Consider the following 24,856-nt stretch of genomic DNA (forward strand, 5'->3'; position numbering starts at 1 on the left):
CATGCCGTCGCTCAGCCCTTCCGGGGCGGCGCGGTCGAGCTGCGCAGTTCGAGCGTTGCCGGCACCACGACCGGCGCGTCGGGCACGGTGCGGCCGGAACGATCGGCGATGATCAGCTCGACCGCCCGGGCGACCACGCCGGCGATCGGCTGTACCACCGCTGTCAATGGCGGGTGCGTGAAGCGGACGATCGGCGTGTCGTCGAAGCTGATCAGCGACAGGTCGCGCGGCACGTCGATGCCGCGCTCCCGACCGGTCTCGAGCGTGGCCAGCGCCATCTGGTCGTTGCTGGCGATGATCGCGGTCGGCGGCGCGGCGCGGTCGAACAGCTCGGTCGCGGCCCTTCGGCCCGAGGCGTAGCTGAAATCGCCCTCGGCGAGCAGGTCCGTTTCCAGGCCCGCCTCCGCCATCGCCGCGCGCCAGCCCAGGACGCGCCAGGTGCTGAGTTCATATTCGGGGGAGCCCGCAATGAGGCCGATCCGGCGATGACCGAGCCCGATGAGATGCTCGGTCGCCATGCGCGCGGCATGCTCGTCGTCCATCGTGAGCGCGAAGCCTGGCCCTTCGGTGAGCGAGCCGATGCGGGCGAAGCTGATCTTCTGTGCTTCGAGCAGCTCGGTGATGAGCGGGTTCTGCGAATGCGGCGGGGTGAGGATCACGCCGTCGGGCTGGAGTGCGGCGATCGCGCCGAGCAGCTCGCGCTCGATATGGTCGCTATGCGTGTCGACCAGCTCGACGATCATGCGATAGCCATGCTCGGCGCAGGTCAGCATGCCGCCGAGCAGCATCTGGTCGATCCAGTCGGCGCCCTCGCGCTTGCGCCAGTCGGCGATGGTGCGCTCGCGGTCGTTGAGCGCGAGGATGAGATAGGAGCGTGAGCCGCTCATGCGCTGCGCGGCAATCGAGGGCACATAGCCGAGCTTGTCGATCGACGCCTGGACCCGGAGCGTCATTTCGGGCCGGACGTTCGGCTCCTTGTTGATCACGCGGCTGACCGTCTGGAGCGACACGCCGGCATCGGCGGCGACATGCTTGATCGTGACGGCCTGCCGTCGCCTTGCCATGCCTCAGGCCCGCGCGGCTGGGGTCGACGCGCCGCAATAGCGGGCGACATAGGCGCCGTGCTCGGGCAGCGAGGCGACGGTGCGGGTGACGTTGTCGCGGATCGTGCCGAGCAGCTTGTCGAGCTCCGCATCGGGCAGCTTCTCGGCGATCGGGTGATAGGAACGGGGCGTGATGCCCTGGCCCATCATCACCTGGACCCAGCTGTTTTCGGCGAACAGCTCCTCGTTCTTGCGAAAGACGCGGCCGGTTTCGCGGAACAGCTCGATCTTCTGGGCGAGCGTGTCGGGGATCGGCATTGCCGCGCATTGCCGCCAGAACGGGCTGTCGCGGCGTTCGGTCGCCTTGTAGTGGAGGATCAGGAAGTCGCGGATCTGGCGCGCATCCTCGTCCTGCTGGTCGTTGAACTCGGCCACGTCGCGCGCGCTGATCTCGCCCAGCGGCATCATCCGGATCAGCCGCAGCACGGCGCGCTGGATCAGGTGGATGCTGGTGGATTCGAGCGGCTCCATGAAACCGCCGGACAGGCCGATCGCGATGCAGTTGCGATACCATTGGCGCCGCCGCGAGCCGGTGGTGAAGCGGAGCATATTGGGTTCGGTCAGGACCTCGCCCTCGACATTGCCGAGCAGCCGTTCGAGCGCGGCGTCGCGCGACAGATAGCGGCTGCAATAGACCAGGCCGTTGCCGCTGCGATGCTGCAGCGGGATGCGCCATTGCCAGCCGGCATCGTGCGCCATGGCGCGGGTATAGGGGACGGGCGGGCGGACATTCTCGGTCTGAAGCGCGATGGCGCTGTCGCACGGCAGGTAATGAGTCCAGTCGTCGAAGCCGGCGTGCAGCGCCTGCTCGATCAGCACCGCGCGAAAGCCGGTGCAATCGAGGAACAGGTCGCCCTCGATGCGCGTGCCCGATTCGAGCACCAGCGCGGCGATGTCGCCGCTCTCGCCGTCGAGATCGACCTGGGCGATCTTGCCCTCGATGCGCTTCGTGCCGTCGCCCTCGGCCATGGTGCGCAGGAACTTGGCGTAGAGCGTGGAATCGAGCTGATAGGCGTAGTTCATCCCGTCGTCCGGGAGATGTGCGAACTTGCCCTGCAGCGCGGCGATCAGCTCGAGGCAATAATCGTCATAGGATTGCTCATAGCCCTTGCTGCGGGCGTAGAGCCAGAAATGCTGGAAGCCGGCCGACCAGTGATCCTTGCCGGTCAGGCCGAAGCTGTGGAAATAGCGGTCGCCGATAGTCTTCCAGTCGTCGAACAATATGCCCAGCTTGAAGGTCGCCTGGGTGGCGCGCATGAAATCGGCCTCGTTGATGCCGAGCAGCCGGTTATAGGTGACGAGCGGAGGGATGGTGGATTCGCCCACGCCGATCGTGCCGATCGCGTCGGATTCGACCAGGGTCACCTCGACCGTCCGGCCCATCGTCCGCGCAATCGCCGCCGCGGCCATCCATCCGGCCGTGCCGCCACCGGCGATGACGATGCGTCGTGGGTTCGGAAGGCCGTCAGTCATAGGCTCAATTGCCTCAGCAGGAACGCGCGGATTCGGCCGGCGCTTTCGGGGGTCAGGGGGGCGAGGATGCTGCGGCCTTCCTCGGGGATATGCGCGGTCACGTCGTCGGCGTTGCCGAAGACATAATAGTCGAACAGGTCGCGCCAATAGGCCTTCTGGTCGTCGGGCAGCTCGCGGATCGAGAGCAGCGCATGGTTGAGCGCGTCCTGCGGCTGGCCGAGCCAGCGCGGGGTTTCGCGCCACCAGTAATTGACCAGGATGTTGAACGGCTCGAGCCCCTCGACATGGTGCCACCAGAGCGCCGGGATATAGAGCGCGTCGCCTGCCTCGAGCTCGACGGTCTGGGCATGGGCCAGCGCCTCGCGGAAGCGCGGGTGCGCTTCGAAATCGGGCGCGTGGAAATCGACCATGCTGATCGCGCGGCCGGCCGGCGTGTTGTCGATCGGGCCAAGATAGAGGTTGCGGAACTGCTCGCGCGGGAAGAGCGTGAAGCGGCGGCGGCCGACCGCGACGCAGGCGAGATTGTTGGGCACGTCGTTATGCGCGGCGATCCGCGTGCGCGTGCCCATCCAGATGCTGGCGAGGCTGGTGCGGTCGCCGAGGTCGACATGGTTGGCTTCGTGCAGGCCGTCGAAATATTCGTGCATGTCGATCGAGGCGAGATAGATGGGCGGCGCGTCCGCCCGGCCTTCGTTCGCGTCGATCTTCGCGAAGATCTCGGGCAGTTTGGCGCGCAGCATGTGGAAGTTCATGCCCATGGCGTCGTTGTAGAACAGCCGTCCGCCCGATGCCGGCGACCCCACCGATACCGCGAAGGGAACGTCGCGGTGCCGCTCCAGCAGATAGCTGCGGGCCTCCTGGTTCGAGCGCCTGCCCGCCTGCACCAGCGGCCAGTCGGCGACCAGCCCGCGCACCACAAAAGGACGATCTGTTTCGCGCAGCAGCGCGTCGAGCGCCGCCGCGTCGGTGATCGTGACTTCGGGCACCAGCGCGAGCGCCTTGAAGATCGTTGGATCGGCTTCAGCCATGTCCGATCCGGCGGTTCTTGCGCGCAATCAGCTCGCGCAGCCGGCCGAGCGAGGCAAGCGCCATGAAGATCGGCATCAGATGGTCGTCGGCGTGGAGCTTGCCCAGGGTCGCGGCGTCGAGTTCGCGCAGCCGATCCTCGTCGATCCCGTGGAAGCCGACCAGGCGGTTGGTCGATCCGTCGTCGAGCTTGATCTCCAGGGTCAGCGGCTCAAGCAGCTTGTAGCGATCGAGCGCGGCGAAAAAGGCCTCGGACTCGCGATAGCCCAGGTCGAGTTCGCCCAATTTGTCCGTGATCGATTCCAGATAGGGCGTCGGCCGCCCGTCCTCGTCGAACAGCCGCACGCCGTCCCCGGCCCCATTCCCGTCGATGCGCGGGCTGGCAAGGTCGATATGCACCTGCTTGTCGCCGCTTTCCGACGGCGACCCGCCGATCAGGAAGGGCTGGATGTCGATCGCCAGCGGCAGGTAGCGCGCATCCCATTTGCCGTCGTCGAGGAACAGATTCTCTCCCGTTTCGAACCCGAACATGGCCAGCGCGGTGAAGCGGTCGCGCTCGGCATTGAGGCGGAACAGGATCGGATATTCGTCCTGCACGCGGCGGAACTCGCTCGGCACCGCAATGGCGCACATCACTGCGTCGCCCAGGCCGATACCGCGTTCAGTGCTCACGCGGAGCGCGCGATGGTCTTCGATAGTGAGAAGCGCGTGTTCGGGCATATCAGCGCATATTTTCCATGGAGGGGACCGCGCCGTGATGCGCACGCAACGCATCGAGATAGGCGCGATTGGTCGGCAGGCTGGCGGCGAGCACGCGCGCCCGCTGGTCGACCTGGCTTAGCTGGCGGGCCACGCCGTCGCCAGGCGCGCCCAGGATCGTGCCGGCGGACGGCGCGGGGAAGCCCATGCCGTAGAGCACATATTGATAGCTTGCCGCCGGAAATATCTCCTCCGCCGCCGGCAGGTCGGCACGCGAGGGCGGCTGGTCGCGCCAGAGGCGCAGCAGATCGGCCAGCCGCGGCGGGATCGACGCCGGATCGCGATGGTCGCGCCAATAGGGCTCGTTGCGTTCGCTCAGCACATAATGGAGCTTGAGGAATTCGACGATCCGGTCCCAGCGATAACGGAACACCTCATTGAAGCGGCGCGCGTGGATATCCATCACGCCGCGGGTCGCCGGGAAATTGTCGAGCAGCGCCTCCAGCGACAACTCGGCCAGCACGATCGCCGATGCCTCGAGCGGTTCGAGGAAGCCCGCCGACAGTCCGATCGCGAGGCAGTTGCGCTCCCAGAAGCGCTCGCGATGGCCCGAGCGGAAAGTGAGGCGGCGGAACGGCAGGCGATCGGCATCGGCTCCCGGCAGGGACTGGCGCAGATAGGCGGCGAGGATGGCCTCGGCCTCCTCGTCGCTCGCATGCTGCGACGAATAGACGCAGCCGATGCCGCGCCGGGTCGGCAGGCCGATATCCCAGATCCAGCCGGCGCCGTGCGCGGTGGCATTGGTCAGCGACGCGATCGCGCTGTCGGGCGCGACCGGCACCTGCACCGCGAGCGCGCGGTCGTTGAACAGCTCATGGCTGCGATCGAGGAAATCGACGCCATATTGCCCGCCGATCAGCAGGGCAGCATGGCCGGTGCAATCGATGAACAGGTCGCCCGCGACATCGCCCGACGCCCGGGTGCGGACTGCCGCAATGTCGCCGCCTTCGCTCCGCTCGACCGTGACGACATGGTCGCGGACATGGTGCACGCCAAGCCGCTCGGTCGCGTGCCGGCTGAGCAGCGCCGCCAGCTTGGTGGCGTCGAGGTGGTAGGCATAGTTCAGCGCGCCGGCATAATCCGGCATCGCGCGCTGGCGCGGCGCGAGGTCGAGCGCGCACGGACGCGCCTGGGGCGTGACCGTATCGGCGAAGCGGCGGTCGGGAGCGGAATCGCGCCACGCCGCCACCACGTCGCGTGGATCGCCGTCGATCGGTGCGACGAACGGGTGGAGATAGTCGTCGCCATCGACGCCGGTGCGCCAGCCGACGAAGCGCGACCCCTGTTTGAACGAGGCGTCGCACGCGACCAGGAATTCGGTTTCGCTGATGCCGATCCGCTCGAGCGTCCGCCGCATCGTCGGCCAGGTGCCTTCGCCGACGCCGATGGTGGGGATATCGGGCGATTCAATCAGCGTTACCGTAATAGGCGCCGGGGCTGCCGGATTGGCGCGAGCGGCGATGAGGCAAGCCGCGAGCCAGCCGGCGGTGCCGCCGCCGACGATCACGACCCTGGAGACTGCCTTGTCCACCTCGCTACGCGCCTTCATCCACGATCGGCAACTTGCCGCGCCAGGAGAGGAAAAGCCACCCTCGTTGGAGGGTGGCTTTCCTGTCACCGGCAATTTCCCGACGGGTTCGGATCAGAACGCTGCTCGAACACCGAACGAGTAACGCGCGAACCCCGGTGCGACGACAGTCACGTTGCGATCGGACCGCAGATGCTGGCGCCGGCCCGAGCCGGTCAGGTTGATACCCTCGGCGAAGACGCTGATGCCCTTCATGAACTCGTAGCTCGCGCTCGCGTCTATCTGGCCATAGGCTTCGGTGTAGGTCGGGTTGATGCCCGTCGAGTTCAGGAACTCGTCGCGCCAGTTGTACGCGACGCGGGCCTGGATGCCGTATTTGTCGAAGAACGCCACCGCGTTCGCGCTATTGCTGAGACCGGTCAGCGCGAACTGCGTGACGGTCGACGGCTTGCTGTTGTCGTATACCGCGCTGCCATCGACGATCGTGTAGTTCAGGATAGCGCCGAAGCCCGTATCCCAGAAGCTGTGCTGGATAGCGAATTCCCAGCCATGGAGCGTCGCGGTCTGATCGCTGTTCACCGGCGTGGTGATCTTGAAGTTGAGCGCCGGATCTTCAGGCAGCGAGTAGATCAGGCCCAGCGCCGCGTTCGACGATTGCGGGTAATGGGCGAAGATATACTGGCGAATCTGCGTGGCCGTCGCATTCGGCCCGATTGCCGCGACCGCCGCATTGTAGCGCGGACCGCCCTGGGGGGTGGTCAGGCCGAAGGCGTTGGTGTCGAAGCGCGTGGACGCGATGAAGTTCGCGACGCTCTTGCGGAAATAGCCAACCGACACATAGCTGTCGCGCCCATAATACCATTCGGCCGACAGATCGATGTTCTTCGACTTGTAGGGTATCAGCCCCGGATTGCCCTGCGCGCCGGTGCCGCCGCCGACACGGAACAGCCCGTCCAGCGTCCGCCCGCCCTGCATCAGGTCATAGCTCGCGCGGGTGATGGTGTGGCTGTACGACGCGCGCAGCTTGACCCTGTCGAGCGGCGAGATGTCGAAGTCGATCGACGGCAGCCAGTTGTCGTACCGGCCGTCGAACCGGGTAAAGGTGCTGTTGCCCGAAAGGACCACGTTGAACTCGTTGTCCGCCACCCACTGAGTGCTGGCCGGTACAGGCACCAGCGCCGACGAGGTGATATCGGTCGATTCGTAGCGCACGCCGGCGACGATATGCGCCGGATTGCCAAAGGCGTCGAACTTGCCGGCCACCTGCACATAAGGTGCCAGCGTCTTTTCGGTGATACGCCGATCGGTGTTGAACTGGGCAAGGCAGCTGCCCTGGATCGAGGCACCCGAACGCGGCTGGCTGCACGCGTGGAATTTCGATTCGAGCAGGTCGACCATCTCCTCGAAATTGAAGGTGTAGAATTTCTGCGCCATGCCCGACTGCGCAAGACCGGGGAACAGGTTCGGCAGTGTCGCGAGCGTGAACATGCTGTCGGGGACCGACGACGCCGGGCCGATACCGCCCCAGCTGTCGTTCTGGATGGTGCCGAAGGCCGAGCGAACCTTGTTCTCCACATAGGAGACGCCGAAATCGAGGCCGTCGAGCAAACCACCCTCATGGTCGTAATGAATAGCCAGCTGGGCCTGGTTGATCGTGTCCTTGAAATAGGCGTTGCGGAACGCGTTTCCGGTCGGCGTGATCAGCGCCGCGTTGAGCGGATCGATGCCGGGGGCCATGTTGTACGAGATGACCGGCAGATCATGGTCGAAGTTGATCGTCTGGTTCTGGACGCCGAAGATCGCCGTGCCGACCGACATGCTCGAGCCGAACCGGTTGGTCGGCTTCACTTCCGCGGTCGAGTGGTGCCCATCGAGCGTCACCGTCACCCCGCCCGGCGCTTTCCACACCAGGTTGCCGCCGAGCGACTTGTTCTCGGCACGGTTGGCGGTGAGCGACCCGCTATAGGAAAGGTCCTTGCCGACGTTGCAGACCGTCGACGGCGCCACGCAACCCACGTCCGGCACCGCGAAGCGCTCGGTATAGAAGATCGGGCCGGCGACCGGACCGTCGGTCCAGGCGCTCGACGTATCGCCATGGTTGAACCAGACGCCGACGTTGCTGTTGCGGATTTCGACAGTGTTGCGCGAATAGGTATAGTCGATCGTCGCAGTCAGCTCATCGGTCGGGCGGAATTGCAGGACGGCCTGGCCGTTGATGCGCTCACGATCGATATCGTTGAACTCGTAGGACGCGTTCTGCGGGACCTGATAGACGTCGGTCGGATCCGGCCGGTTGGTGATGTTCGCGGCGCCCGCGCTGCCGGGCTGCGCCAGCGAGCCCCAGTTGTTCTCGTTGCCGAGATACCCGTCGCGCCAGCCGACGACGCCCTGGTTCGTGCTCGCCTTGCGCTTCTGGTAGGAGCCGATGATCGCGATGCCGATACGGTCGTCCGCGAAGGTGCTGCTGAAGATGCCCGACACTTCCGGCGTGATGTCGTTCTTGCCGTTTTGCGAGCTGTCGATCACGCCCTTGACGGTAAGGCTGCCGCGCATGCCCGGCCGGTCGAGCGGGCGCGGGGTGCGGATGTTGATGGTCGAGCCGATGCCGCCCGATTCGATCGAGGCGCGGCCGCTCTTGTAGACCTCGACCGCGGCGATGCCTTCGGAAGCGAGGTTGGCGAAGTCGAACGACCGCGAGGACGGCGCGCTGCCGCCGTCGCCGATCAGCGCGGTCGGCATCTGGCGGCCATTGAGCGTCACCAGGTTGAATTCGGGACCGAAGCCGCGGACGGTAACGAGCGAGCCTTCACCGTTCGAACGGTCGATCGACACGCCGGTGATGCGCTGGAGCGATTCGGCGAGGTTGGTGTCGGGGAACTTGCCGATGTCTTCGGCCGAGATCGCATCGACCACGCCTTGCGAATCGCGCTTGATATCGAGCGCCTGCCGCAAGCTGGCGCGGATGCCGGTGACGACGATGTCGGTTTCATCAGCGGCGGCCGGCTGATCCTGGGTGAGGCCGCCTGCAGTCGCATTCGCGTCCTGCGCATAGGCTGTACCGGAGACGGTGGCTATCGCCAGAACCGACGCCCCAACCACCAATCGCGAAAGCACGCGAGTCGAACGAAGCCGCATATATCCTCCCCTTTTTATCCAGTGCAGCTTGATCCGCACTTTATTGATAACGTTCACTTGCGAAATTTGTCGTGCGTTGTCAAGGTGATTCGCGGAACGGTCACAAAAGGCACCGAATCGGCCTGAGTTATTGTGAACGTTAGCAATTTGTGTGTTTTCGGGCGACTGCGGGTCTCGCCACCCGTGCAAATCATCACCGGGCTGGTGCAAATCGGCAACGGATTCGGAAGGGAAAGAGGATGTCGAGAAGGTTGCAGGCCGCATTGGCCGCGGTGTCGGTTCTCGCACTGACGGGGACAGCGGCGTGCTTCGCCCGCCAGCCAGAGGGCGCTGCCGTCGAGAACGGCGCCACCCAGAAGGACGCCCGGGCGCGGGCCGCCGCGATCGTCGCGAAGATGACGCTCGATGAGAAGATCGCTCTGGTCCATGGGTTGTTCCCGCCCTTCGCCAAGGGCAAGACGGCTAATGAGCTGATCCCCTCGGCGGGCCATATCGACGGCGTGCCCCGGCTGGGCGTGCCGCTGCTGCGCGAGAGCGATGCGTCGCTCGGCGTCGCCAACCAGGTCGAGCAGCGCAAGGGCGATGTCGCCACCGCGCTGCCGTCGAGCCTGGCGACGGCGGCGAGTTTCGACCCCGAGATCGCGCATGCCGGCGGGGTGATGATCGGCGCCGAAGCGCGCGCCAAGCGCTTCAACGTGCTGCTCGCGGGCGGCGTCAATTTGACGCGCGATCCGTGGAACGGGCGCAATTTCGAATATCTCGGCGAGGACCCATTGTTAGCGGGCACATTGGCCGGCGCGCATATCGCCGGCGTCCAGTCGAACCGCATCGTCTCCACGGTCAAGCATTTCGCGCTCAACGCGCAGGAGACCGGGCGGATGGTGGCCGATGCGCGGATCGACGAGGCGAGCCTGCGCGAGAGCGACCTGCTCGCTTTCCAGATCGCGATCGAGCGCGGCAAGCCGGGATCGGTCATGTGCTCGTACAACAAGGTCAATGGCGACTGGGCGTGCGAGAATGATTTCCTGCTCAACCATGTGCTGAAGCGCGACTGGGGCTATCGCGGCTGGGTGATGAGCGACTGGGGCGGGGTGCATTCGACCGCCAAGGCCGCCAATGCGGGCCTCGACCAGGAATCGGGCCAGGAGCTGGACAGCGAGATCTTCTTCGACAAGCTGAAGGCCGATGTCGAGGCGGGCAAGGTGCCGATAGCGCGGCTCGACGACATGGTCGTCCGCTATCTGACCGGGCTGATCGAGACGGGGCTGTTCGACGCGCCGGTGCCCGATACGGTGCAGACCATTCCCTATGCGCAGCATGCCGAGGTGGCGCAGCGCGCGGCCGAGGCCGGCATCGTCCTGCTGAAGAATGACGGCGGCGTGCTGCCGCTGGCGGCGACGGCGAAGCGAATCGTGGTGATCGGCGGGAATGCCGATGTCGGCGTCCTGTCCGGCGGCGGATCGAGCCAGGTGCGGTCGGTCGGCGGTGCGCCGATCGAGATTCCGTTGACCACCGGGGCGGCGATGTCCTTCGCGCGCGTCACTTATCATGCGTCCGCGCCGCTCAAGGCGTTGCGCGCGGCGATGCCGCAGGCCGAGATCAGCTTCGTCGACGGCAAGGACGTCGCCGCCGCTGCCGCGGCGGCGCGCGCCGCCGATATCGCGATTGTGTTTGCGACGCAGTGGACGACCGAAGCGCAGGACGTGCCCGACCTGTCGCTGCCCGATGGCCAGGATGCGCTGATCGCGGCGGTTGCCGCAGCGCAGCCGAAGACGGTTGCCGTGCTCGAGACCGGCGGCCCGGTGCTGATGCCGTGGATCAAGGCAGTGCCCGCAGTGGTGCAGGCCTGGTATCCCGGCCAGCGCGGGGGCGAGGCGATCGCCAATATCCTGACCGGCAGGGTCAATCCGTCGGGTCGCCTGCCGATCACCTTCCTCGCCGCGGCGGCCCAGGCGCCGCGGCCGGCGCCGGTCGGGCTCGATACGATGACCTCGCTCGAAGCGCAGGCGGCAGCCGACCCGGCCAATGCGAGCAAGTTCAAGCTGACCAGCTTCCCGATCGACTATGTCGAAGGCGCCGATGTCGGTTATCGCTGGTACGAGAAGCAGGGGCGGCAGCCGCTCTTCGCCTTCGGGCATGGGCTCAGCTACACCAGCTTCACCTATCGGCGCCCGGTCGTGACCGGGGGCAAGGCGCTGAGCATCTCGTTCGAGGTGGTGAACAGCGGCAGCCGCGCTGGTGCCGATGTGCCGCAGATGTATGTCGCTCGGGACGGATCGAAGGCGCCGATGCGCCTTGCGGCGTTCACGCGCGTCACGCTGAAGCCGGGCGAAGTGCGGCGTGTGACCCTGACCGCGGAGCCGCGCATCCTGGCCGATTACGACGTGAAGCTGCCGGGCTGGCGGGTCGCGGGCGGCACATACCGAGTCGCGCTGGGTCGCGATGCGACCGATCGCTCGATCGTCTCGACCGCGACGGTGGCGGCGACGACGATGAAGCCTTGATCACCTTCCGTCATGCCGGACTCGTTCCGACATCCATTCCGCGGCGGGGCGCAGCGTGTATCATGAAGCGCTGCGCTCGGACCGCGATGGACCCTGGAACAAGTCCGGGGTGACGGTTGAGGGGTGATGCCCCGACACCAAGGAAGGCTCTCCAAACCCCGGCAGTTGCCGATTGCCGCGGGGGGGAGCAAGGTCCGGCAACCGCCGATGCCATCCCTTGCTCCTGTGCTCGCGGCCGGACCGCGCAACGGCCACCGGCCGATCGGCTTCCTGCTGATCTATGCGATCGCGCATGCGGGCGGGGTGATGGCGTATCTGCCGTTGCTCAGCATGTTGCTGCCGATGAAGATCGAGGGCGTGTCGGGCGACGCGCGGCTCGACGTCTTCACTGCGACGGTGGTCGCCGGCGCGATCGCGGCGAGCCTGTGCAGCATCCTGTTCGGCTGGCTCAGCGATCGGTCGGTCGCGGCCGGCGGAGGACGCCGGCGCTGGGTGGCCGGCGGCATGATCGTGACCGCCTTGTCCTATGCGCTGGTCGGGGCGGCCTCGACACCGGCCGCGATCATCATGGCGACGATCGTCTTCCAGGTCGCGCTCAACGCGATGCTCGGTCCGCTTGCTGCGATCATGGCCGACGAGGTTCCCGATGCGCAGAAGGGCTTTACCGGCGGTTTGCTGGCGCTGGCCAATCCGTCGGCATCGGCGGTGCTCGCGATCGTGGTGGGCATGCACCGGTTCGGTGAAGTGACTCAGTTCGCCATGGTGGTGCTGGCCTTCACTGCCTGCGTCACGCCGCTGCTGCTGTCCCGGTCACGCCCCGTTCCAGTCTCGAGCGAGCCGCCCAGAGTCTTCGCCTCGCCCCGCCGCGACCTTGCCGTGGCCTGGGCTGCCCGGCTGTTCGTCCAGGTCGCGGGCGCCGTGCTGTCGCTCTACCTGCTCTATTATTTCGAGAGCATCACGAACGAGGATCCGCGCGACCTCGCGCTGCGCGTCGGTCATCTGTTGACCCTATCCTTCATCGTACCGCTGCCGATCGCGGTGCTGATCGGCCGGCTGTCCGACCGGCTCGATCGGCGCAAGCCGTTCCTGGTCGCCGCGGCGATGGTCGCGGCGATGGGGCTGTTCGGCATGGCGCTGGCGCGGGACTGGACGATGGGGGCGGCCGCGTTCGCGCTCTACGCGATCGGATCGGGCGTGTTCCTGCCGCTGCATGCGGCCTTTGCGATGCAGCTGCTGCCCGATCCGCTGCACCGCGGGCGCGACCTCGGGCTGATCAATTTGACCAACACCTTGCCGTCATTCCTCGGGCCGCTGCTCGCCTGGTTGCTGGCGACGCCGCGCGATTTCGGCACGCTGATGCTGGCGCTGGTGGGGCTGACCCTGTGCGGCGGGCTCAGCGTGCTCGGGGTGCGCGGGCGGCGTTAGATGGGCCTTTATTCCGCCGTTCGGGCTGAGCTTGTCGACGCCTTGCTCTTCTCTTCCACGGAAGAAACAACAGCCGTTGAGCTTCGCCCGCCTTCGGCCCGACAAGCTCAGGGTGAACGGGAATAGGGTTTTCTCAGGGATAGCTGACCAGCGTCTGCTTGATCGCCCCGGGTTTCGCCGCGGCGCCGGCCTGATTGACGAGATGGGCGATCGTGCCCTTGCCGCCGCCGAGCGAAATCGTCGTGACGTTGCTGAACCGGACGCCCGGCTTGTGCGGTGCCTCGATCGCCCTTTCGACGACGATGCTGGGGTCGGCGGTGAAGTTGGCGTAGATGCCGAGTGCCGCGGCCTGGTGGTCCTCGACTGTGTCGGCGACCTTGTAGGCGGCCCAGCCGCGCGTGGCGCCGGCCATATAGGCGGCCTGGTTGGGCGGGTCGTAGGGCAGTTCGTTCTGGTAGAACCAGGTCCGGCCGCGCTCGCCGTTCCACAGCGTGTTGTAGCGGCGGAAATGCTCGACGAAGAGCGCGCACATCGTCACATCGTCGCCGTTCACGACCAGCCCCTGATTGCCGATGCTTTCGTCCCAGCCGACATGGATTCGGCCGCCTGCCCGATCGCCATGATCGGCGCGCCAGATCCACATATGGTCGCCGATGACGTGGTGGCTGTTGATCTCGAGGCAGGTCTCCGCCTTGCCGATCGTCGCGCCGCCGACGCGGAAGAACAGGTCGGAAAGGAGGGTGGGGTTGGCGCGGTGGTCGCGACTGGATCCCCTGGGGCCGATCTCCACCAGGACCGGGGAGAGGGCCGGGCCGGCGTCGATCATCAGCCCGGCGATGGTGACGCCGGCCACATCCGCCACGGTGATCGCCTTGCTGCCCTTCTCCGCCAACAGGGTCGCCAGGCCGAGGCCGAGCACGATGGTGTTTGCCCGGGTGATACGGAGCGGGGCATCGAGGCGATAGATTCCAGGCGTCAGCAGCAGGTGCAGCCCGCGGGCCAGCGCGGCGTTGATCTGGCTGGCCGACATGCCTTCGCGGGCGATGAAGAAGCGCGACAGCGGGATCGAGGTGCCGTGCGCTTTGGCGCCTTCCCAGCTTGTGCCGCGGGTATCGCGGCGCAGGGCTGGCACGAAGACCTTCCATGATCCCGCCGCGTCGATGTGGAGGAAGGGTTTTTCCCGCATGATCGGGACGGTCGGGATGTTGGTGTAGGGCGGATCGGGGAAGCTGGTTGCCGGAGCGCCCTCGACGCCCATGAACATCATGTTCCAGTTCGAGCCCTGCCAGCCGCGCAGCGTGCTGTTGCGGGTATACCATTGCTGCTGGGAGCCCGAGCGGATCACGCCGTCGATGCGGCAGTCGGCGATGAAGCCGCCGCTCGACCAGCCGCCATCGTCGAGCGTGAGGTCGCCGCTCAGATGGACGCGGCGATAGGGCGCTGCCTGCGACACCGCCCAGCGGTCGGCGCCGTCGGGCGGGCGGACCGCAAGATTCTCGACGCCGCGCCAGAAATTGACCAGCGCCATGCCCTTCGCCCAATCGGCTTCGGCATGGACATGGCCGTTGATCGTCACGTCGCCGGGGAACGTGCCGAGCCCGGCGACCTGCGTGAAGAAGCCGACATTGACATCGAGATCGTAGCGGCCGGGCTTGAACAGGACCGCGTGGCGCGCGTCCGTGAAATGCGCGCGTTCCATCGACTGGAAGATGGTGTCGAGGCGTTGCTGCAGCTGGGCGTGCGGCATCGACGGATCGGCGATCAGGACATTCGGGCCCAGATCGGGGTCGGGCGCGCGGGCGGCGGCGGGGCCGGCTGCCGTGGCGACGGCGGTTCCGGCCAGACCGGCGACCACCGACCGGCGGGTTGGGTTCGTCTCCATCATATTTTCTCCACCGACAGGAAGGCAGTGACCGTCAGGCGGCCTGTCGCCGGGTCAGGCGACAGCTTGGCGTCCGGGGTGATCGCGCCGCTGTGCAGGACATAGCTGCGGTAGATCAGCGCGCGGTTGAAGCGGGCCTCGGCGAGCAGGGTGCGTTCGAACAAAGGCGTGTCGCCGGCGACATAAGCGCGGGGCGGTTCGCTGCCATAACGGAGCTCGGCATCGAGCTGGCCGAGATAGATCGGGGCGCGGCTCTGGTCGACCGTCTCGAAGCCGGTCGAGCGGTGGCGGAAAAAGGCGGTGCCGTCGCCTTCGGAGAGGTAGTGGATCAGCGCGATGCGCTCGACCGCGAAGGCGTCGCAATGCGGCAGGCGCTGATGGATCGACAGGGCCGCGGGGTCGGACGTGACCATCGAGTAGCTCGCGTCGATCAGGTCGATGGGCCCTGGCTGGCCGAAGACATCGGTCAGCACCTCGGCGATGACCGGTTGCTGTGTCGGCATGTAACTGGTCGGGAGCGGCGCGCGGATACCGGGATAATGGTGCAGGGCGGGGCCGAATTCGGCAGCGATCGCGGCGGCGCGGAGCACGTCGGGGTAGGGCGCAAAATTGTCGATGATGACGAGCGGCTGTGCCTCGCGGCCGATGCGGTGGACGGTGATGCCGCTCATCGCTTTTCCCAATAGCGCACATAATCGACCGTCATGCGTTGCGGCAGCGCCGCGTCGTCGATGCCTTTCGCGCCGCCCCAGTCGCCACCGATCGCGAGGTTGAGGATGAGGTTATAGGGGCGGGTGAAGGGCCAGGCGGGTTTGCCGCCGGGCTGGTCGTTGTTCACGCGCATATAAGCGCGGCCGTCGACCCCGATGGTGATGGAGTCGGCGCGCCAGTCGAGCTGGTAGAGGTGGAAGTCGGCGCAGCTTGTCGGCACCAGCTTCTCGGCACCGCGCTGCGTGCCGCGGCTGTGGTTGAAAGCGCCGGTGTGCAGTGTCGCATGGACGATCCGCGGTTGCCAGCCGACCATCTCCATCAGGTCGATCTCGCCTTCGTCAGGCCATTTCCCGTCGGGCGGCAGCAGCCAGATGGCGGGCCAGGTGCCGCGGGCGCAGGGGAGTTTCGCGCGGACTTCGTAGAAGCCATAGCCATAGGTTTTGCGGGTAACGAGCTTGGCCGACGTATAGGCCTGTCCGCCCCAGTCGCGTTTCGAGGGCAGCTTTTCGCGGCGGGCTTCGATGACCAGCGCGCCCTGCTCGATCCGGGCATTTTCCGGGGCATAATATTGCAGCTCGTGGTTGAACCAGCCCTGGGCGTTACGTTCGGTGTCGAAGCGCCAGATAGCGGTGTTGATCCGCTTGCCGCTGAATTCATCGGCCCAGTCCGGCGCAGCGGAGGGCGCCTCCATCGGCACATCGACCGAGTAGTTGGTCGCGGCCAGGTTTGCCGCCTGGACGGTCATCAGGATGAGCAGGCTCATCGGGCGGCGATCCTCTTCCGGTCAAGGCTGGCCTGGGGTAACCCTCTTGTAAAGCCAGTGTTGTGAACGTTATCATCGCCGGCAACAGGGGAGAAGCTGAAATGCAGCGACGCAGCGCATTGGCGACGATCGTGCTTGGTCTTGCCGCACCGAGAATGGCGTGGGCAGGAGCATCCGACAAGATAGCCGGCTTTACCCTCGACCGTGCCCGGATCGACGCCGCGCTCAGCCAGATGGTCAGCGGCGGGCGCGCGGCGGGCGCATCGGCGCTGATCTGGGAGAAGGGCGCGGAGCGCTATTTCGGGGCGGCGGGCGAGGCTGATCGCGAGGCGCGCCGGCCGATGCGCCGCGACACGCTGGTACAGATCTTCTCGATGACCAAGCCAGTCACCGGCGTCGCGCTGATGCAGCTCTGGGAGCAGGGCAAGTTTGGCCTCGACGATCCGCTCTCGCGTTATCTGCCGGCCTTCGGACAAGCGAAGGTGATCGACGGCACGGGTGCGGACGGAAAACCGGTGCTCCGCGCGCCGACACGGCCGATCAGCATTCGCGACATCATGCGGCATACAGCGGGCTTCTCCTACGGGATGCGCGACACCCCGGCCGATGTCGTCTTCCACCAGATCGATCCGCTCGCCCTGACCAACAGCCTGGAGGAGATGGGCGCGAAGCTGGCGCAGGTGCCGTTGCTGTTCGATCCGGGTGTCGAGTGGAATTACAGCACGGGGGTCGATGTACAGGCGCTGCTCGTCGAGAAGCTGACGGGCGAGCCGTTCGAGCAGCATGTCCGGCGTACCATCCTCGATCCGCTCGGCATGCGCGACACCGGTTGGACTCAGCCGCAGGACCGGCTGCCGCGCTTCGCCGCGAGTTATGTGAAGCAGGCCGACGGCAAGCTCCTGCGTCAGGCCGACGAGAAGACGCGCGCGCTCAATTTTCTGCCGCGCCGGCTGACGATGGGCGGGGCCGGGCTCGCTTCGACGCTCGACGATTATATGCGGTTCGCGCGCATGCTGCTGGGGCGCGGCACCCTGGAGGGGGTGCGCATTCTCGCGCCGTCGACCGTCAGGCTGATGTCGACCGACCAGCTCGATCCGCGCATCACCCGGCGCTTCTTCCTGCCGGGCAAGGGCGCGGTCGGGTTCGGCTTCGACTTCGCGGTGCGGACGGCACAGCCGCGCGACGCACAGGAAAATCGCGGGTCGGTCGGCGAGTTCTTCTGGGACGGGGCCGAGACGACGTTGTTCTGGGTCGATCCGGCCAATGAGATGGCGGTGGTGTTCTTCGTGCAGGTCACGCCGTTCGATGGGACTTTGCACCATGATATCCGGGCTGCCGTCTACGGGGCGGATTATGTCGGACCGCCGGGGGACTAGTCTCTCGCGAGGATAGTCGGCGTCAGCAGGCGGTGGCGCTCGAGGCTCTTCTGCATGTGGCGGCGCGCGGCGCGGCGGGCGCGGGCGGGTTCCTGCGCGGCGATGGCGGCGTAGATCGCTTCATGGTCGCGGTGGATGTTGCGGGCATAGTCGGTCCGCGCCGTATCGGCCTGGCTGCGCAGGAAGAGCGATCGGCGCGGGACCAGACGCACGCCGAGGAACTCCATGAAGCGCGAATAATATTCATTGTGCGTCGCGCGGGCGATCGCGGCGTGGAAGGCGACATCGGCGTCGACTGCCTGCTCGACATCGTCGCAGGCGCCCAGCCGGGACAGGCACTGGCCGAGCTGGGCAAGGTCGTCCTCCGTCCGGCGCTGGGCCGCGAGGCCGGCCATTTCGGTTTCGAGCGCCATGCGCATTTCGAGCAGCTTCACGACGTCCTCGACCTCGCACATGTCGCCGGGCTCGACCTGGAAGGCGCGGTACAGGGCGTTCTCCGCGACGAACGCGCCCGAGCCGCGGCGCGACACGAGCAGGCCGCGGGCGGACAGGCGAGCGAAGGCCTCGCGCACCACGGTGCGGCTGACGCCGGCAGTAGTGGTGATCGCCTTTTCGGTCGGAAAGCGCGCACCGGGCGGCAGCTCGCCTGAATCGATGCGCTGTTCGAAGGTGCGGACCAGTTCGTCCGCGAGCGAGGCCGCCTTGGTCATTGGAAGAAGCTGATCCACGCGGTCGGCTTGCGCCGGCTGTTCGCCGCCAGCGTGCTGCCCAGCTCCGCGAAGCGGGGATCGAGCAGGCCGGCGATCCGGTAGGTGTCGATCGCGTTTTCCGGCTGCCAGGCGTGCGGCGCATATTCGGCTTGGCCTGAGGCGGCGCGGTCGCGGTCGAACTGGATCTGCGAGTTGGCGAACTCGATATGCGTGCGCGTGCCGCGGGCGAACTCGGCGAGCCAGTCGAGCGAGCGGGGCAGGCTGGCCCCGCCGGGTGCGCTCCAATTGAACCAGTCCTCGCCATGAACCTTGGCAGTGAGCGCGGCCATCATCAGCGGGTCGAGATTGTAGGTGACGTAATGGAGCGCATCGCGCTCCTCGAAGTCGAAGGTCGAGCCGTCGGAGCGGAGATTGACCATGACCTGCTTGCGATAGGCGGCGCGGGCGCGATCGATCAGCCGGCGGTCGCCGATCTGGAACGCGGCCATGGTCGCCAGCTTGATCCTATGGCTCTGCCAGTTGGTGTTGGCGTGGCCGGGGTTCCCGTCCATCGCGTCGAGATAGCCGGTCGCCATGCGACGCCAGAACCCGTCCATCCGCGCCCGGGTCGCGCGCGGCAGATCGGCTTCGGTCAGGTCATAGGCCATGGCCAGCAAGTCGAACCCGGTTTCGTCGATTGGGTTGAACGACATCCGGTAGATGCTCGACCAGGCGTCGAGATAGCGGCCGGCCTGATCGAGAAAGGCACGCTCCCCGGTCAGCCGCCACGCCATCGCCAGATCGAGCACGATCGGCTGATCGCGCTTGGCGACGAGGCTGATCTCGCGGATGCCCTTGCCCGGCAGGGTGCCTTCGGTGTGCAGGCGCGGGATCGCGCCCGGTGGCCGGGTGAGCGCAGCGCGTGCGCGGGCGATCACCGCCGCGGCGGCTTCGCTGTCGGCGCTGCGGCGCGCGAAGGCCGGGCCGAGCAGGGCGTAATCGGACGGAGCGGCCAGCTGGGCGAGAGCGATCACCGGCGCGAGCAGGGTCAGGAGCATGTGGGGCAATCCTTGCCGCGGACAGAATGCCCGACCGGCAGGGAATCTGCCGGTCGGGCGAGGGGACGAGAGAGTGTCACGTGTCAGAAGGAGGCGCGGAGCGTGCCCTGGAAGGTACGGCCGTCATAGTCGATGCGACGGGGCAGCGCCGGATCGGCCTCATATTCCGCGCGTGTCGCGTTGGTCAGGTTGAAGGCATCGACCGAGAGCGAGATGTTCTTGGTGATGTTGATCGAGGCCGAAGCGTCGAGCTGGCTGCGTGCCTTCACGGTGCGGGCGTCGCCGACGAAGCTGTTGCCTGCCGCCAGATCATATTTGCCGCGCCAGTTATAGACAACGCGCAAGCCGAACAGCTTAGTTTCGTAATAGGCGATCAGGTTCACATTGTCCTTCGACACGCTGGGCAGGGTGATCGCATTGCCGGCGGCATCCTTCCCCGAGATCGTGGTGTAGGTGTAGTTGGCCGCGCCGCCGAAATTCTTGAGGAAGCCGGGCAGGAAATCGAGATTCTGCTGCACCGCGACCTCGACGCCGCGCACGCGGAGCGGGTTCTGGTTGGTCTGGCCGCTGATCAGGACACGGGCGTTGACCGGGGTGCCGGCCGCACCGTTGAACTTGTTCGAGCTGATGCAGCTTGGGCCGACGATCGACAGGGTGCCCAGGCCATAATCGAGCCCGTTGATCTTGCCGTCGGCCGGACACAGCACATTCTGGTCGGTGATCGGGCCGATATAGCCCTTCACATTCTTCTGGTAGACCGCGACGGCGAACAGGCCACCCGGGCGGTTGTACCATTCCAGCGTCATGTCGAACGAGTCGGCGGTATAGGGCTGGATGTTCGTCGCGCCGATCGTGACATTGTAGACCGGATCGACCGCCGGGATCAGCGCCTCGGGCAGCAGCACCGAGGTGATCGGCACGGTATCGCGCGGCTGCGGGCGAACATAGGTCTTGTAATAGGCGCCGCGCAGCAGGAGCTTCGAGCTCAGGTCGGCCGCGATCATGAACGACGGCAACAGATGGCCATAGTCGTTCCGGTAGGTGCGCTCGGCGACCACGTGATTGACCGGCCCGGCGGCGACCGACAAGGCGCTGGAGCAGTTGCGGCAATCAAGCGCGACGATCTTGTTCTTGGTATATTCGTAGCGCAGGCCGGCATTGCCGCGGACCCGGATACCCGCAATGTCGCCGTCGAACTTGGCCATGCCATAGACCGAGAAGATGTCGTTCTGGTTGGTGAAGTTGTTGTTCCAGTAATTCGGGTCCCAGTAATTGTTGACCAGGCCATAGGGCGTCAGGAAGACGCCGGAGCCCGGCGCGATGACGAACTGACCGGGCAGGCCGTTGGGATTGGCGGTGGTGCGCGGTTGCGTATTGACCGGCGTGATCGCGCCGAGAACCTGATCGACGTTCAGCGAGCGCCAGACACTGGTATAGCCCGCGGCGGTGCCCCCGAAGAAATCGCCGACATAAGGATTCACCAGAGACATGGCCGGCGTGACGTTGCCGGTATTCGCGCCAAGCGAGGTGTTGCGGGAACCGCTTGACGTGAATTTGTTGTTCTCGAAGCGCAAGCCCGCCTGGATCCCGGTCAGGAACGAGCCCTCGATAGTGCGTTCGATATCCAGTTGCGCGGCGTTGAGGTCGTTTAGGCCAAGGCCGTTGGTGCCGGTGACGCCGAACCTGTCGCCCTGAATATTGGCGGCCTGGCCGGGCATCGGTGCGCCGGCCTGAGTCGCCTGGTTGGCCGCCGACGGCAGCGTATAGCCCCCGTTGGGAATGTGCGACGCGTTCGGGGTGTTCAGCCTGATATTGAAGTTGGAGAGATCCGAGCCGCCGGTGAAGACGCTGGCGGTGATGCCGTTGAGGCCCGCCGGGCCGAGGTTGCGATAGGGGTTCTGGATGACGTCGAGTTCGATCTGATTGGCCAGCACCTGCGCCCGGGAAATCGTTCCCTGCAGGTCGATCTGCCACTGGTCGTTCTTGAACTGGACGCTCGGCGTGATTGCCCAGGTCTTCTGCTTGGCCGGCTCGGACCGGATCGAGTCGAAGGTCTGCAGATTCTCGGCGGAGAACTGGTTGATATAGGCCCTAGGTCCGCTCGCGGTGTTGACCACATAGGGTGTGCCGAGGCTGGTGAAATGCGCCACCGCCGACGTCGCGCTGAGCGCGGCGTTGTTGACGTTGAGGGGATTGTTGCCCGCCGACGTGTCGACATAGAGGAGGTGGTTCGTCCCCTGCGACAGGTTGCGTTCGGTGTAGAAGCCGGTCACGCCGAGCTTGAACTCGTCGGTCGCCTGCCATTCGGCACCGCCGGTGCCGGTCAGTAGATGCCCCTTGTTGAGCCTGACGAACTGACGCATCTGGCTCGGATAATAGACCCCGCCTGGATACTTGGCGAGGAGCGCGTCATAGACGGGGTTGCTGCCGGGCAGCGCCTGGTTGCCGACCTGGATCGAGCCAAGCCGGCTGTTCCAGGTGTTGACCGAGATGGAGTCGCGGCGGAACTTCTCCTGCTTGTAGGCGAGTACGCCGAACACCGCGAAATTGTCCGTGATGTGCGCGTTGTAGCCGCCCGAGAATTGCGGGCTGCCGAGCCCGCCCAGATCATTATATTCGTACGACGCCTTGATGAAGCCGCCCTTCTTGCGGGAGAGGGCCGAGGCGATGCGCAGGTCGATATTGCCCGAGAGGCCGCCGGCGAGATCGGATGCGTCAGGCGACTTGATCACGGTGATCGCCGAGAAGATGTCCGAATTGAACGCGCCGAGCGGAGTCGAGGCAGTGTTGGTGGCGCTCGACAGGATCGGATCGGCAAAGCCCACGCCGTTGAGCGTGGTGCGGGCGAACGTCCCGGGCAGGCCGCGCAGCGAGATCGTCGCGTTGCGCGAATCCGCCTCGCGGTTGATCTGCACGCCGGGCAGGCGCTGGATTGCCTCGCCGACGTTCAGGTCGGGAAAGCGGCCAAGGCCGTCGGAGGAAATGGAATCGGTGACCTGGACTGAATCCCGCTTGGTCCTGAGCGCATCGGCATAGGATTGGCGGAAGCCTGTAACGACGATGTCCTTTTCGGGCTTCGCCGCGTCATCCTGCGTGTCGACCGAGCTCGACTGGGCTGGGGCAGGCGTTTCCTGCGCCCAGGTCGGTGTCGTCACAAGAAGAGCGCAAACAGCTGCGCCGGTGCGCAAGGCAAGTTTCTTCATGGCATCCCCCTTCTACTGTCCGGCGTGCTTTGCTCGACTCGCGCGAGCTTGATGCCACCGGTGTCAATCCTTAGTCATCGCTAAACGGGGGCGGTGTCAACAGGAATCGGCAAATTTGTATGACAAGTTTGAAAATTTGTATGACAAGCACGATGAAACGTGCGGCCTCGGCCGTTTGCGGCCGGGTAAGAATGAAAGTGCTAGCGCCCCGCGTCGTCACCCCGGAATTGAGCGACACTAAGCCTTCAGTCCGGAGCCTGTCCGGCCTGGACCTGGCGATGCCGCTCAAGGCTCTTCTTCATGTGGCGCCGGGCCGCGAGGCGGGCGCGGGCGGCGTCCTGCGCGGTGATGGCGAGCAGGATCGATTCATGGTCGCGGTAGATCTCGCGGGCATAAGCGCGGTGCTCGGTATCGGCGCGATCCCGCAGAAAGAGTCGCCGGGGCGGCACCAGGCGAATGCCGAGGAAATCCATGAAGCGGAGATAATAGTCGTTGCGCGTGGCCGCGGCGATCGCGCGGTGGAACGCCATGTCGGCGGCGACGGCCTCGTCGATGTCGGCGCTGGCGCGCATCGTCTCGAGCCACTGACGCATCTCGGCGAGGTTCTCGTCGGTGCGGCGGACCGCGGCGAGGCCGGCGATCTCGGTCTCGAGCGCCATGCGCATCTCGAGCAACTTGATGACGTCCCCCATGCCGCCCATTTCCTCGGGCGTGACCTGGAATGCCTGATAACGTGCGCCCTCGGCGACATAGGCGCCGGACCCGCGCCGGGATTCGAGCAGGCCCCTGGCGGCGAGCCGGGCGAATGCCTCTCGCACGACGGTGCGGCTGACGCCGAAGCTGTCAGTGATCGCCTTTTCGGTGGGGAAGCGCGAGCCGGGCGGCATGTCGCCCGCTTCGATGCGGCGTTCGAATTGTTTTACCAGATCGTCGGCAAGCGATGCGGCTTTGGTCGTCATACGGCGATCCTAGCAGAGACCGGCGCGCAGATCATCTGTCGCAGCATCGCTCTTTCGGACCATGAGTATTGGCGGGTCAGGGGGAAGAAACGACGTCCGTTCCCGTGCTCCGATTTCAGCGATGCGATGGGTCGAAGTCCGGTTTCTGCTCGGCGACGTAGCGATCCCATTCGGCCCGATCGTGGAAATCCAGCCCCTTGTCCCACGCGCCGCCCATATAATAGACGAACGGCACGCCCGGCTGGACACGCACCAGCACCAGGTAATTGTCATAGTCTTCGGTCACGTCGACCAACGCCATGGGATCGACCATCAGCGCGACCGCCATGGTGCCGTCGGCCGGATCGGTCGGGCCCCACCAGGACACCCGGCCAGTCGTCTTGTCGGCGGTGAAGGTACCGAGCTTCGTCTCGCTCGTCGGGCGCTTGCTGATGCCGATGCCGACGATCAGCGCTTCAGGTTTATCCGACCGGATCGTCGAGACCATGCGCGTGAAGTTGGTGCCTGCCGGAAGCGTGAAGCGGCGCGTCTCCCACACCTTGCGCGCGACATCGACCGGCCAGGGATCATAGTCGACCTCGAACGCGGCAATGGTCGGCCCGTCCTGCAGGATCTTCGAGCGGGCATAGTTGCGCGAGGTCCATAATTTATTGTCGAACCAGATGCCCAGCCCGCCCGCGCCGCGGGCGCCGTTGACGTTGTAGAAATCGAGGCCTTCGCCCTGATAATCATGCTGGTGCCCGGTGCGGAGCTGGCGGTCCATATAAGGCCAGCGGACATTCTTGCCCCAGATGTCGATGCCCGAGCTCGACGGCGGCTGGGCCGCTTCGAGCGCGCGGCCATAGATGCGATGCGCGATGCGGTCATTTTCCCAGAGGATGTCGTCATAGCGATAGGGGGCGGGGGTGACGGCGGCGCGGCGCTCGCGGTCTGCTGCGGAGGGTGGGGGCAGGGTCGTTTTCGCGACGAGGGGGTGGGCGTTGTTTGGCGTATGCTGTGCGGCAAGTGTGGTCGTGGATGTCAGGGCCAGCAGCGCTGCCAGGGTTGGTATGGTCCGCATCACGCTCTCCGATGTTTCTTGTTCGGGATGGTCGCTTCTTCTCCCCTCCCGCAAGCGGGAGGGGAGGATTATTGAAGCTGGCAGATATCGAGCACGTTCATGTCGGTATAATCCTGGTTCTCGCCGGCCATGGCCCAGATAAAGGCATAGGCTTTGGTGCCCGATCCCATATGGATCGACCAGGGCGGGCTGATCACTGATT

Annotated in this window: 17 protein-coding genes and 1 pseudogene; 3 read left to right on the plus strand and 15 right to left on the minus strand. The window is 65.9% G+C overall.

Annotation, left to right across the window (positions count from 1 at the left end; all coding sequences use genetic code 11):
- Positions 1-11 precede the first annotated feature (11 nt).
- The 6 genes from WC729_RS29065 to WC729_RS29090 all read right to left on the minus strand — a co-directional run bounded on the left by WC729_RS29065 (position 12) and on the right by WC729_RS29090 (position 9,024).
- Positions 12-1,064: a LacI family DNA-binding transcriptional regulator gene (locus WC729_RS29065; protein ID WP_372858271.1), complete on the minus strand. Its 1,053-nt coding sequence runs from the start codon at positions 1,062-1,064 to the stop codon at positions 12-14.
- A 3-nt stretch (positions 1,065-1,067) separates the two neighbouring features.
- Positions 1,068-2,576, minus strand: a complete 1,509-nt coding sequence (locus WC729_RS29070) for a tryptophan halogenase family protein (protein ID WP_372858274.1) — start codon at positions 2,574-2,576, stop codon at positions 1,068-1,070.
- A complete protein-coding gene (locus WC729_RS29075; RefSeq protein ID WP_372858275.1) occupies positions 2,573-3,604 on the minus strand; it encodes a cupin-like domain-containing protein in 1,032 nt (343 codons plus the stop codon). Before WC729_RS29075 ends, WC729_RS29070 begins: the two co-directional genes overlap by 4 nt.
- A complete protein-coding gene (locus WC729_RS29080; protein WP_372858276.1) occupies positions 3,597-4,376 on the minus strand; it encodes a SapC family protein in 780 nt (259 codons plus the stop codon). The genes WC729_RS29075 and WC729_RS29080 overlap by 8 nt, the downstream gene beginning before the upstream one ends.
- On the minus strand, positions 4,324-5,910 hold the full coding sequence (locus WC729_RS29085) for a tryptophan halogenase family protein (RefSeq protein WP_372858278.1): 1,587 nt from the start codon (positions 5,908-5,910) through the stop codon (positions 4,324-4,326). The genes WC729_RS29080 and WC729_RS29085 overlap by 53 nt, the downstream gene beginning before the upstream one ends.
- Before the next feature lie 93 nt (positions 5,911-6,003).
- Complete coding sequence (locus WC729_RS29090; RefSeq protein WP_372858279.1) at positions 6,004-9,024, minus strand: TonB-dependent receptor; 3,021 nt, start codon at positions 9,022-9,024, stop codon at positions 6,004-6,006.
- 239 nt (positions 9,025-9,263) lie between these two features.
- On the opposite strand from WC729_RS29090, the gene WC729_RS29095 reads away from it, so the two are divergent.
- Positions 9,264-11,528, plus strand: a complete 2,265-nt coding sequence (locus tag WC729_RS29095) for a beta-glucosidase (RefSeq protein ID WP_372858281.1) — start codon at positions 9,264-9,266, stop codon at positions 11,526-11,528.
- Between the two features lie 207 nt (positions 11,529-11,735).
- Positions 11,736-12,953, plus strand: a complete 1,218-nt coding sequence (locus tag WC729_RS29100) for an MFS transporter (RefSeq protein WP_372858282.1) — start codon at positions 11,736-11,738, stop codon at positions 12,951-12,953.
- A gap of 133 nt (positions 12,954-13,086) precedes the next feature.
- On the opposite strand, the gene WC729_RS29105 is transcribed toward WC729_RS29100, so the two are convergent.
- From WC729_RS29105 to WC729_RS29115, 3 genes are read right to left on the minus strand one after another with little or no spacing between them, the layout of a single operon-like run.
- Positions 13,087-14,835, minus strand: a complete 1,749-nt coding sequence (locus WC729_RS29105; RefSeq protein WP_372858283.1) for an adenylyl cyclase — start codon at positions 14,833-14,835, stop codon at positions 13,087-13,089.
- The gene (locus WC729_RS29110) at positions 14,835-15,506 is read right to left on the minus strand and encodes a DUF6445 family protein (protein ID WP_372858284.1); all 672 of its coding nucleotides are present in this window, start codon (positions 15,504-15,506) and stop codon (positions 14,835-14,837) included. Before WC729_RS29110 ends, WC729_RS29105 begins: the two co-directional genes overlap by 1 nt.
- Positions 15,503-16,309 carry a family 16 glycosylhydrolase gene (locus tag WC729_RS29115; RefSeq protein WP_372858285.1) on the minus strand — a complete coding sequence of 269 codons (807 nt, stop codon included), beginning with the start codon at positions 16,307-16,309 and terminating at the stop codon, positions 15,503-15,505. Before WC729_RS29115 ends, WC729_RS29110 begins: the two co-directional genes overlap by 4 nt.
- Before the next feature lie 101 nt (positions 16,310-16,410).
- On the opposite strand from WC729_RS29115, the gene WC729_RS29120 reads away from it, so the two are divergent.
- A complete protein-coding gene (locus WC729_RS29120; RefSeq protein WP_372858286.1) occupies positions 16,411-17,685 on the plus strand; it encodes a serine hydrolase domain-containing protein in 1,275 nt (424 codons plus the stop codon).
- Here WC729_RS29120 and WC729_RS29125 read toward each other — a convergent pair.
- The 6 genes and pseudogenes from WC729_RS29125 to WC729_RS29150 all read right to left on the minus strand — a co-directional run.
- Complete coding sequence (locus WC729_RS29125; protein ID WP_372858287.1) at positions 17,682-18,395, minus strand: FadR/GntR family transcriptional regulator; 714 nt, start codon at positions 18,393-18,395, stop codon at positions 17,682-17,684. The genes WC729_RS29120 and WC729_RS29125 overlap by 4 nt on opposite strands.
- Entirely contained in the window at positions 18,392-19,432 is a 1,041-nt protein-coding gene (locus WC729_RS29130; protein ID WP_372858288.1) for an alginate lyase family protein, read from the minus strand. The genes WC729_RS29125 and WC729_RS29130 overlap by 4 nt, the downstream gene beginning before the upstream one ends.
- An 83-nt stretch (positions 19,433-19,515) precedes the next feature.
- On the minus strand, positions 19,516-22,635 hold the full coding sequence (locus tag WC729_RS29135; protein ID WP_372858289.1) for a TonB-dependent receptor: 3,120 nt from the start codon (positions 22,633-22,635) through the stop codon (positions 19,516-19,518).
- 245 nt (positions 22,636-22,880) lie between these two features.
- Positions 22,881-23,594, minus strand: coding sequence for a FadR/GntR family transcriptional regulator (locus WC729_RS29140; protein ID WP_372858290.1), 714 nt, complete (start codon positions 23,592-23,594; stop codon positions 22,881-22,883).
- A 115-nt stretch (positions 23,595-23,709) separates the two neighbouring features.
- Positions 23,710-24,654 carry a DUF4861 family protein gene (locus WC729_RS29145; RefSeq protein ID WP_372858291.1) on the minus strand — a complete coding sequence of 315 codons (945 nt, stop codon included), beginning with the start codon at positions 24,652-24,654 and terminating at the stop codon, positions 23,710-23,712.
- A gap of 68 nt (positions 24,655-24,722) precedes the next feature.
- A pseudogene (locus WC729_RS29150) lies at positions 24,723-24,856 on the minus strand (5-dehydro-4-deoxy-D-glucuronate isomerase); the annotation flags it as partial.

The organism is Sphingomonas sp., from assembly GCF_041661825.1.
GTDB lineage: Bacteria > Pseudomonadota > Alphaproteobacteria > Sphingomonadales > Sphingomonadaceae > Sphingomonas.

Bases quoted from the DNA above. Each gene is read 5' to 3' on its own strand.
- WC729_RS29065 (WP_372858271.1), bottom strand. From the start codon at position 1,064: ATGGCAAGGCGACGGCAGGCCGTCACGATCAAGCATGTCGCCGCCGAT.
- WC729_RS29070 (WP_372858274.1), bottom strand. From the start codon at position 2,576: ATGACTGACGGCCTTCCGAACCCACGACGCATCGTCATCGCCGGTGGC.
- WC729_RS29075 (WP_372858275.1), bottom strand. From the start codon at position 3,604: ATGGCTGAAGCCGATCCAACGATCTTCAAGGCGCTCGCGCTGGTGCCC.
- WC729_RS29080 (WP_372858276.1), bottom strand. From the start codon at position 4,376: ATGCGTTGCGTGCGCATCACGGCGCGGTCCCCTCCATGGAAAATATGC.
- WC729_RS29085 (WP_372858278.1), bottom strand. From the start codon at position 5,910: ATGAAGGCGCGTAGCGAGGTGGACAAGGCAGTCTCCAGGGTCGTGATC.
- WC729_RS29090 (WP_372858279.1), bottom strand. From the start codon at position 9,024: ATGCGGCTTCGTTCGACTCGCGTGCTTTCGCGATTGGTGGTTGGGGCG.
- WC729_RS29095 (WP_372858281.1), top strand. From the start codon at position 9,264: ATGTCGAGAAGGTTGCAGGCCGCATTGGCCGCGGTGTCGGTTCTCGCA.
- WC729_RS29100 (WP_372858282.1), top strand. From the start codon at position 11,736: ATGCCATCCCTTGCTCCTGTGCTCGCGGCCGGACCGCGCAACGGCCAC.
- WC729_RS29105 (WP_372858283.1), bottom strand. From the start codon at position 14,835: ATGGAGACGAACCCAACCCGCCGGTCGGTGGTCGCCGGTCTGGCCGGA.
- WC729_RS29110 (WP_372858284.1), bottom strand. From the start codon at position 15,506: ATGAGCGGCATCACCGTCCACCGCATCGGCCGCGAGGCACAGCCGCTC.
- WC729_RS29115 (WP_372858285.1), bottom strand. From the start codon at position 16,309: ATGAGCCTGCTCATCCTGATGACCGTCCAGGCGGCAAACCTGGCCGCG.
- WC729_RS29120 (WP_372858286.1), top strand. From the start codon at position 16,411: ATGCAGCGACGCAGCGCATTGGCGACGATCGTGCTTGGTCTTGCCGCA.
- WC729_RS29125 (WP_372858287.1), bottom strand. From the start codon at position 18,395: ATGACCAAGGCGGCCTCGCTCGCGGACGAACTGGTCCGCACCTTCGAA.
- WC729_RS29130 (WP_372858288.1), bottom strand. From the start codon at position 19,432: ATGCTCCTGACCCTGCTCGCGCCGGTGATCGCTCTCGCCCAGCTGGCC.
- WC729_RS29135 (WP_372858289.1), bottom strand. From the start codon at position 22,635: ATGAAGAAACTTGCCTTGCGCACCGGCGCAGCTGTTTGCGCTCTTCTT.
- WC729_RS29140 (WP_372858290.1), bottom strand. From the start codon at position 23,594: ATGACGACCAAAGCCGCATCGCTTGCCGACGATCTGGTAAAACAATTC.
- WC729_RS29145 (WP_372858291.1), bottom strand. From the start codon at position 24,654: ATGCGGACCATACCAACCCTGGCAGCGCTGCTGGCCCTGACATCCACG.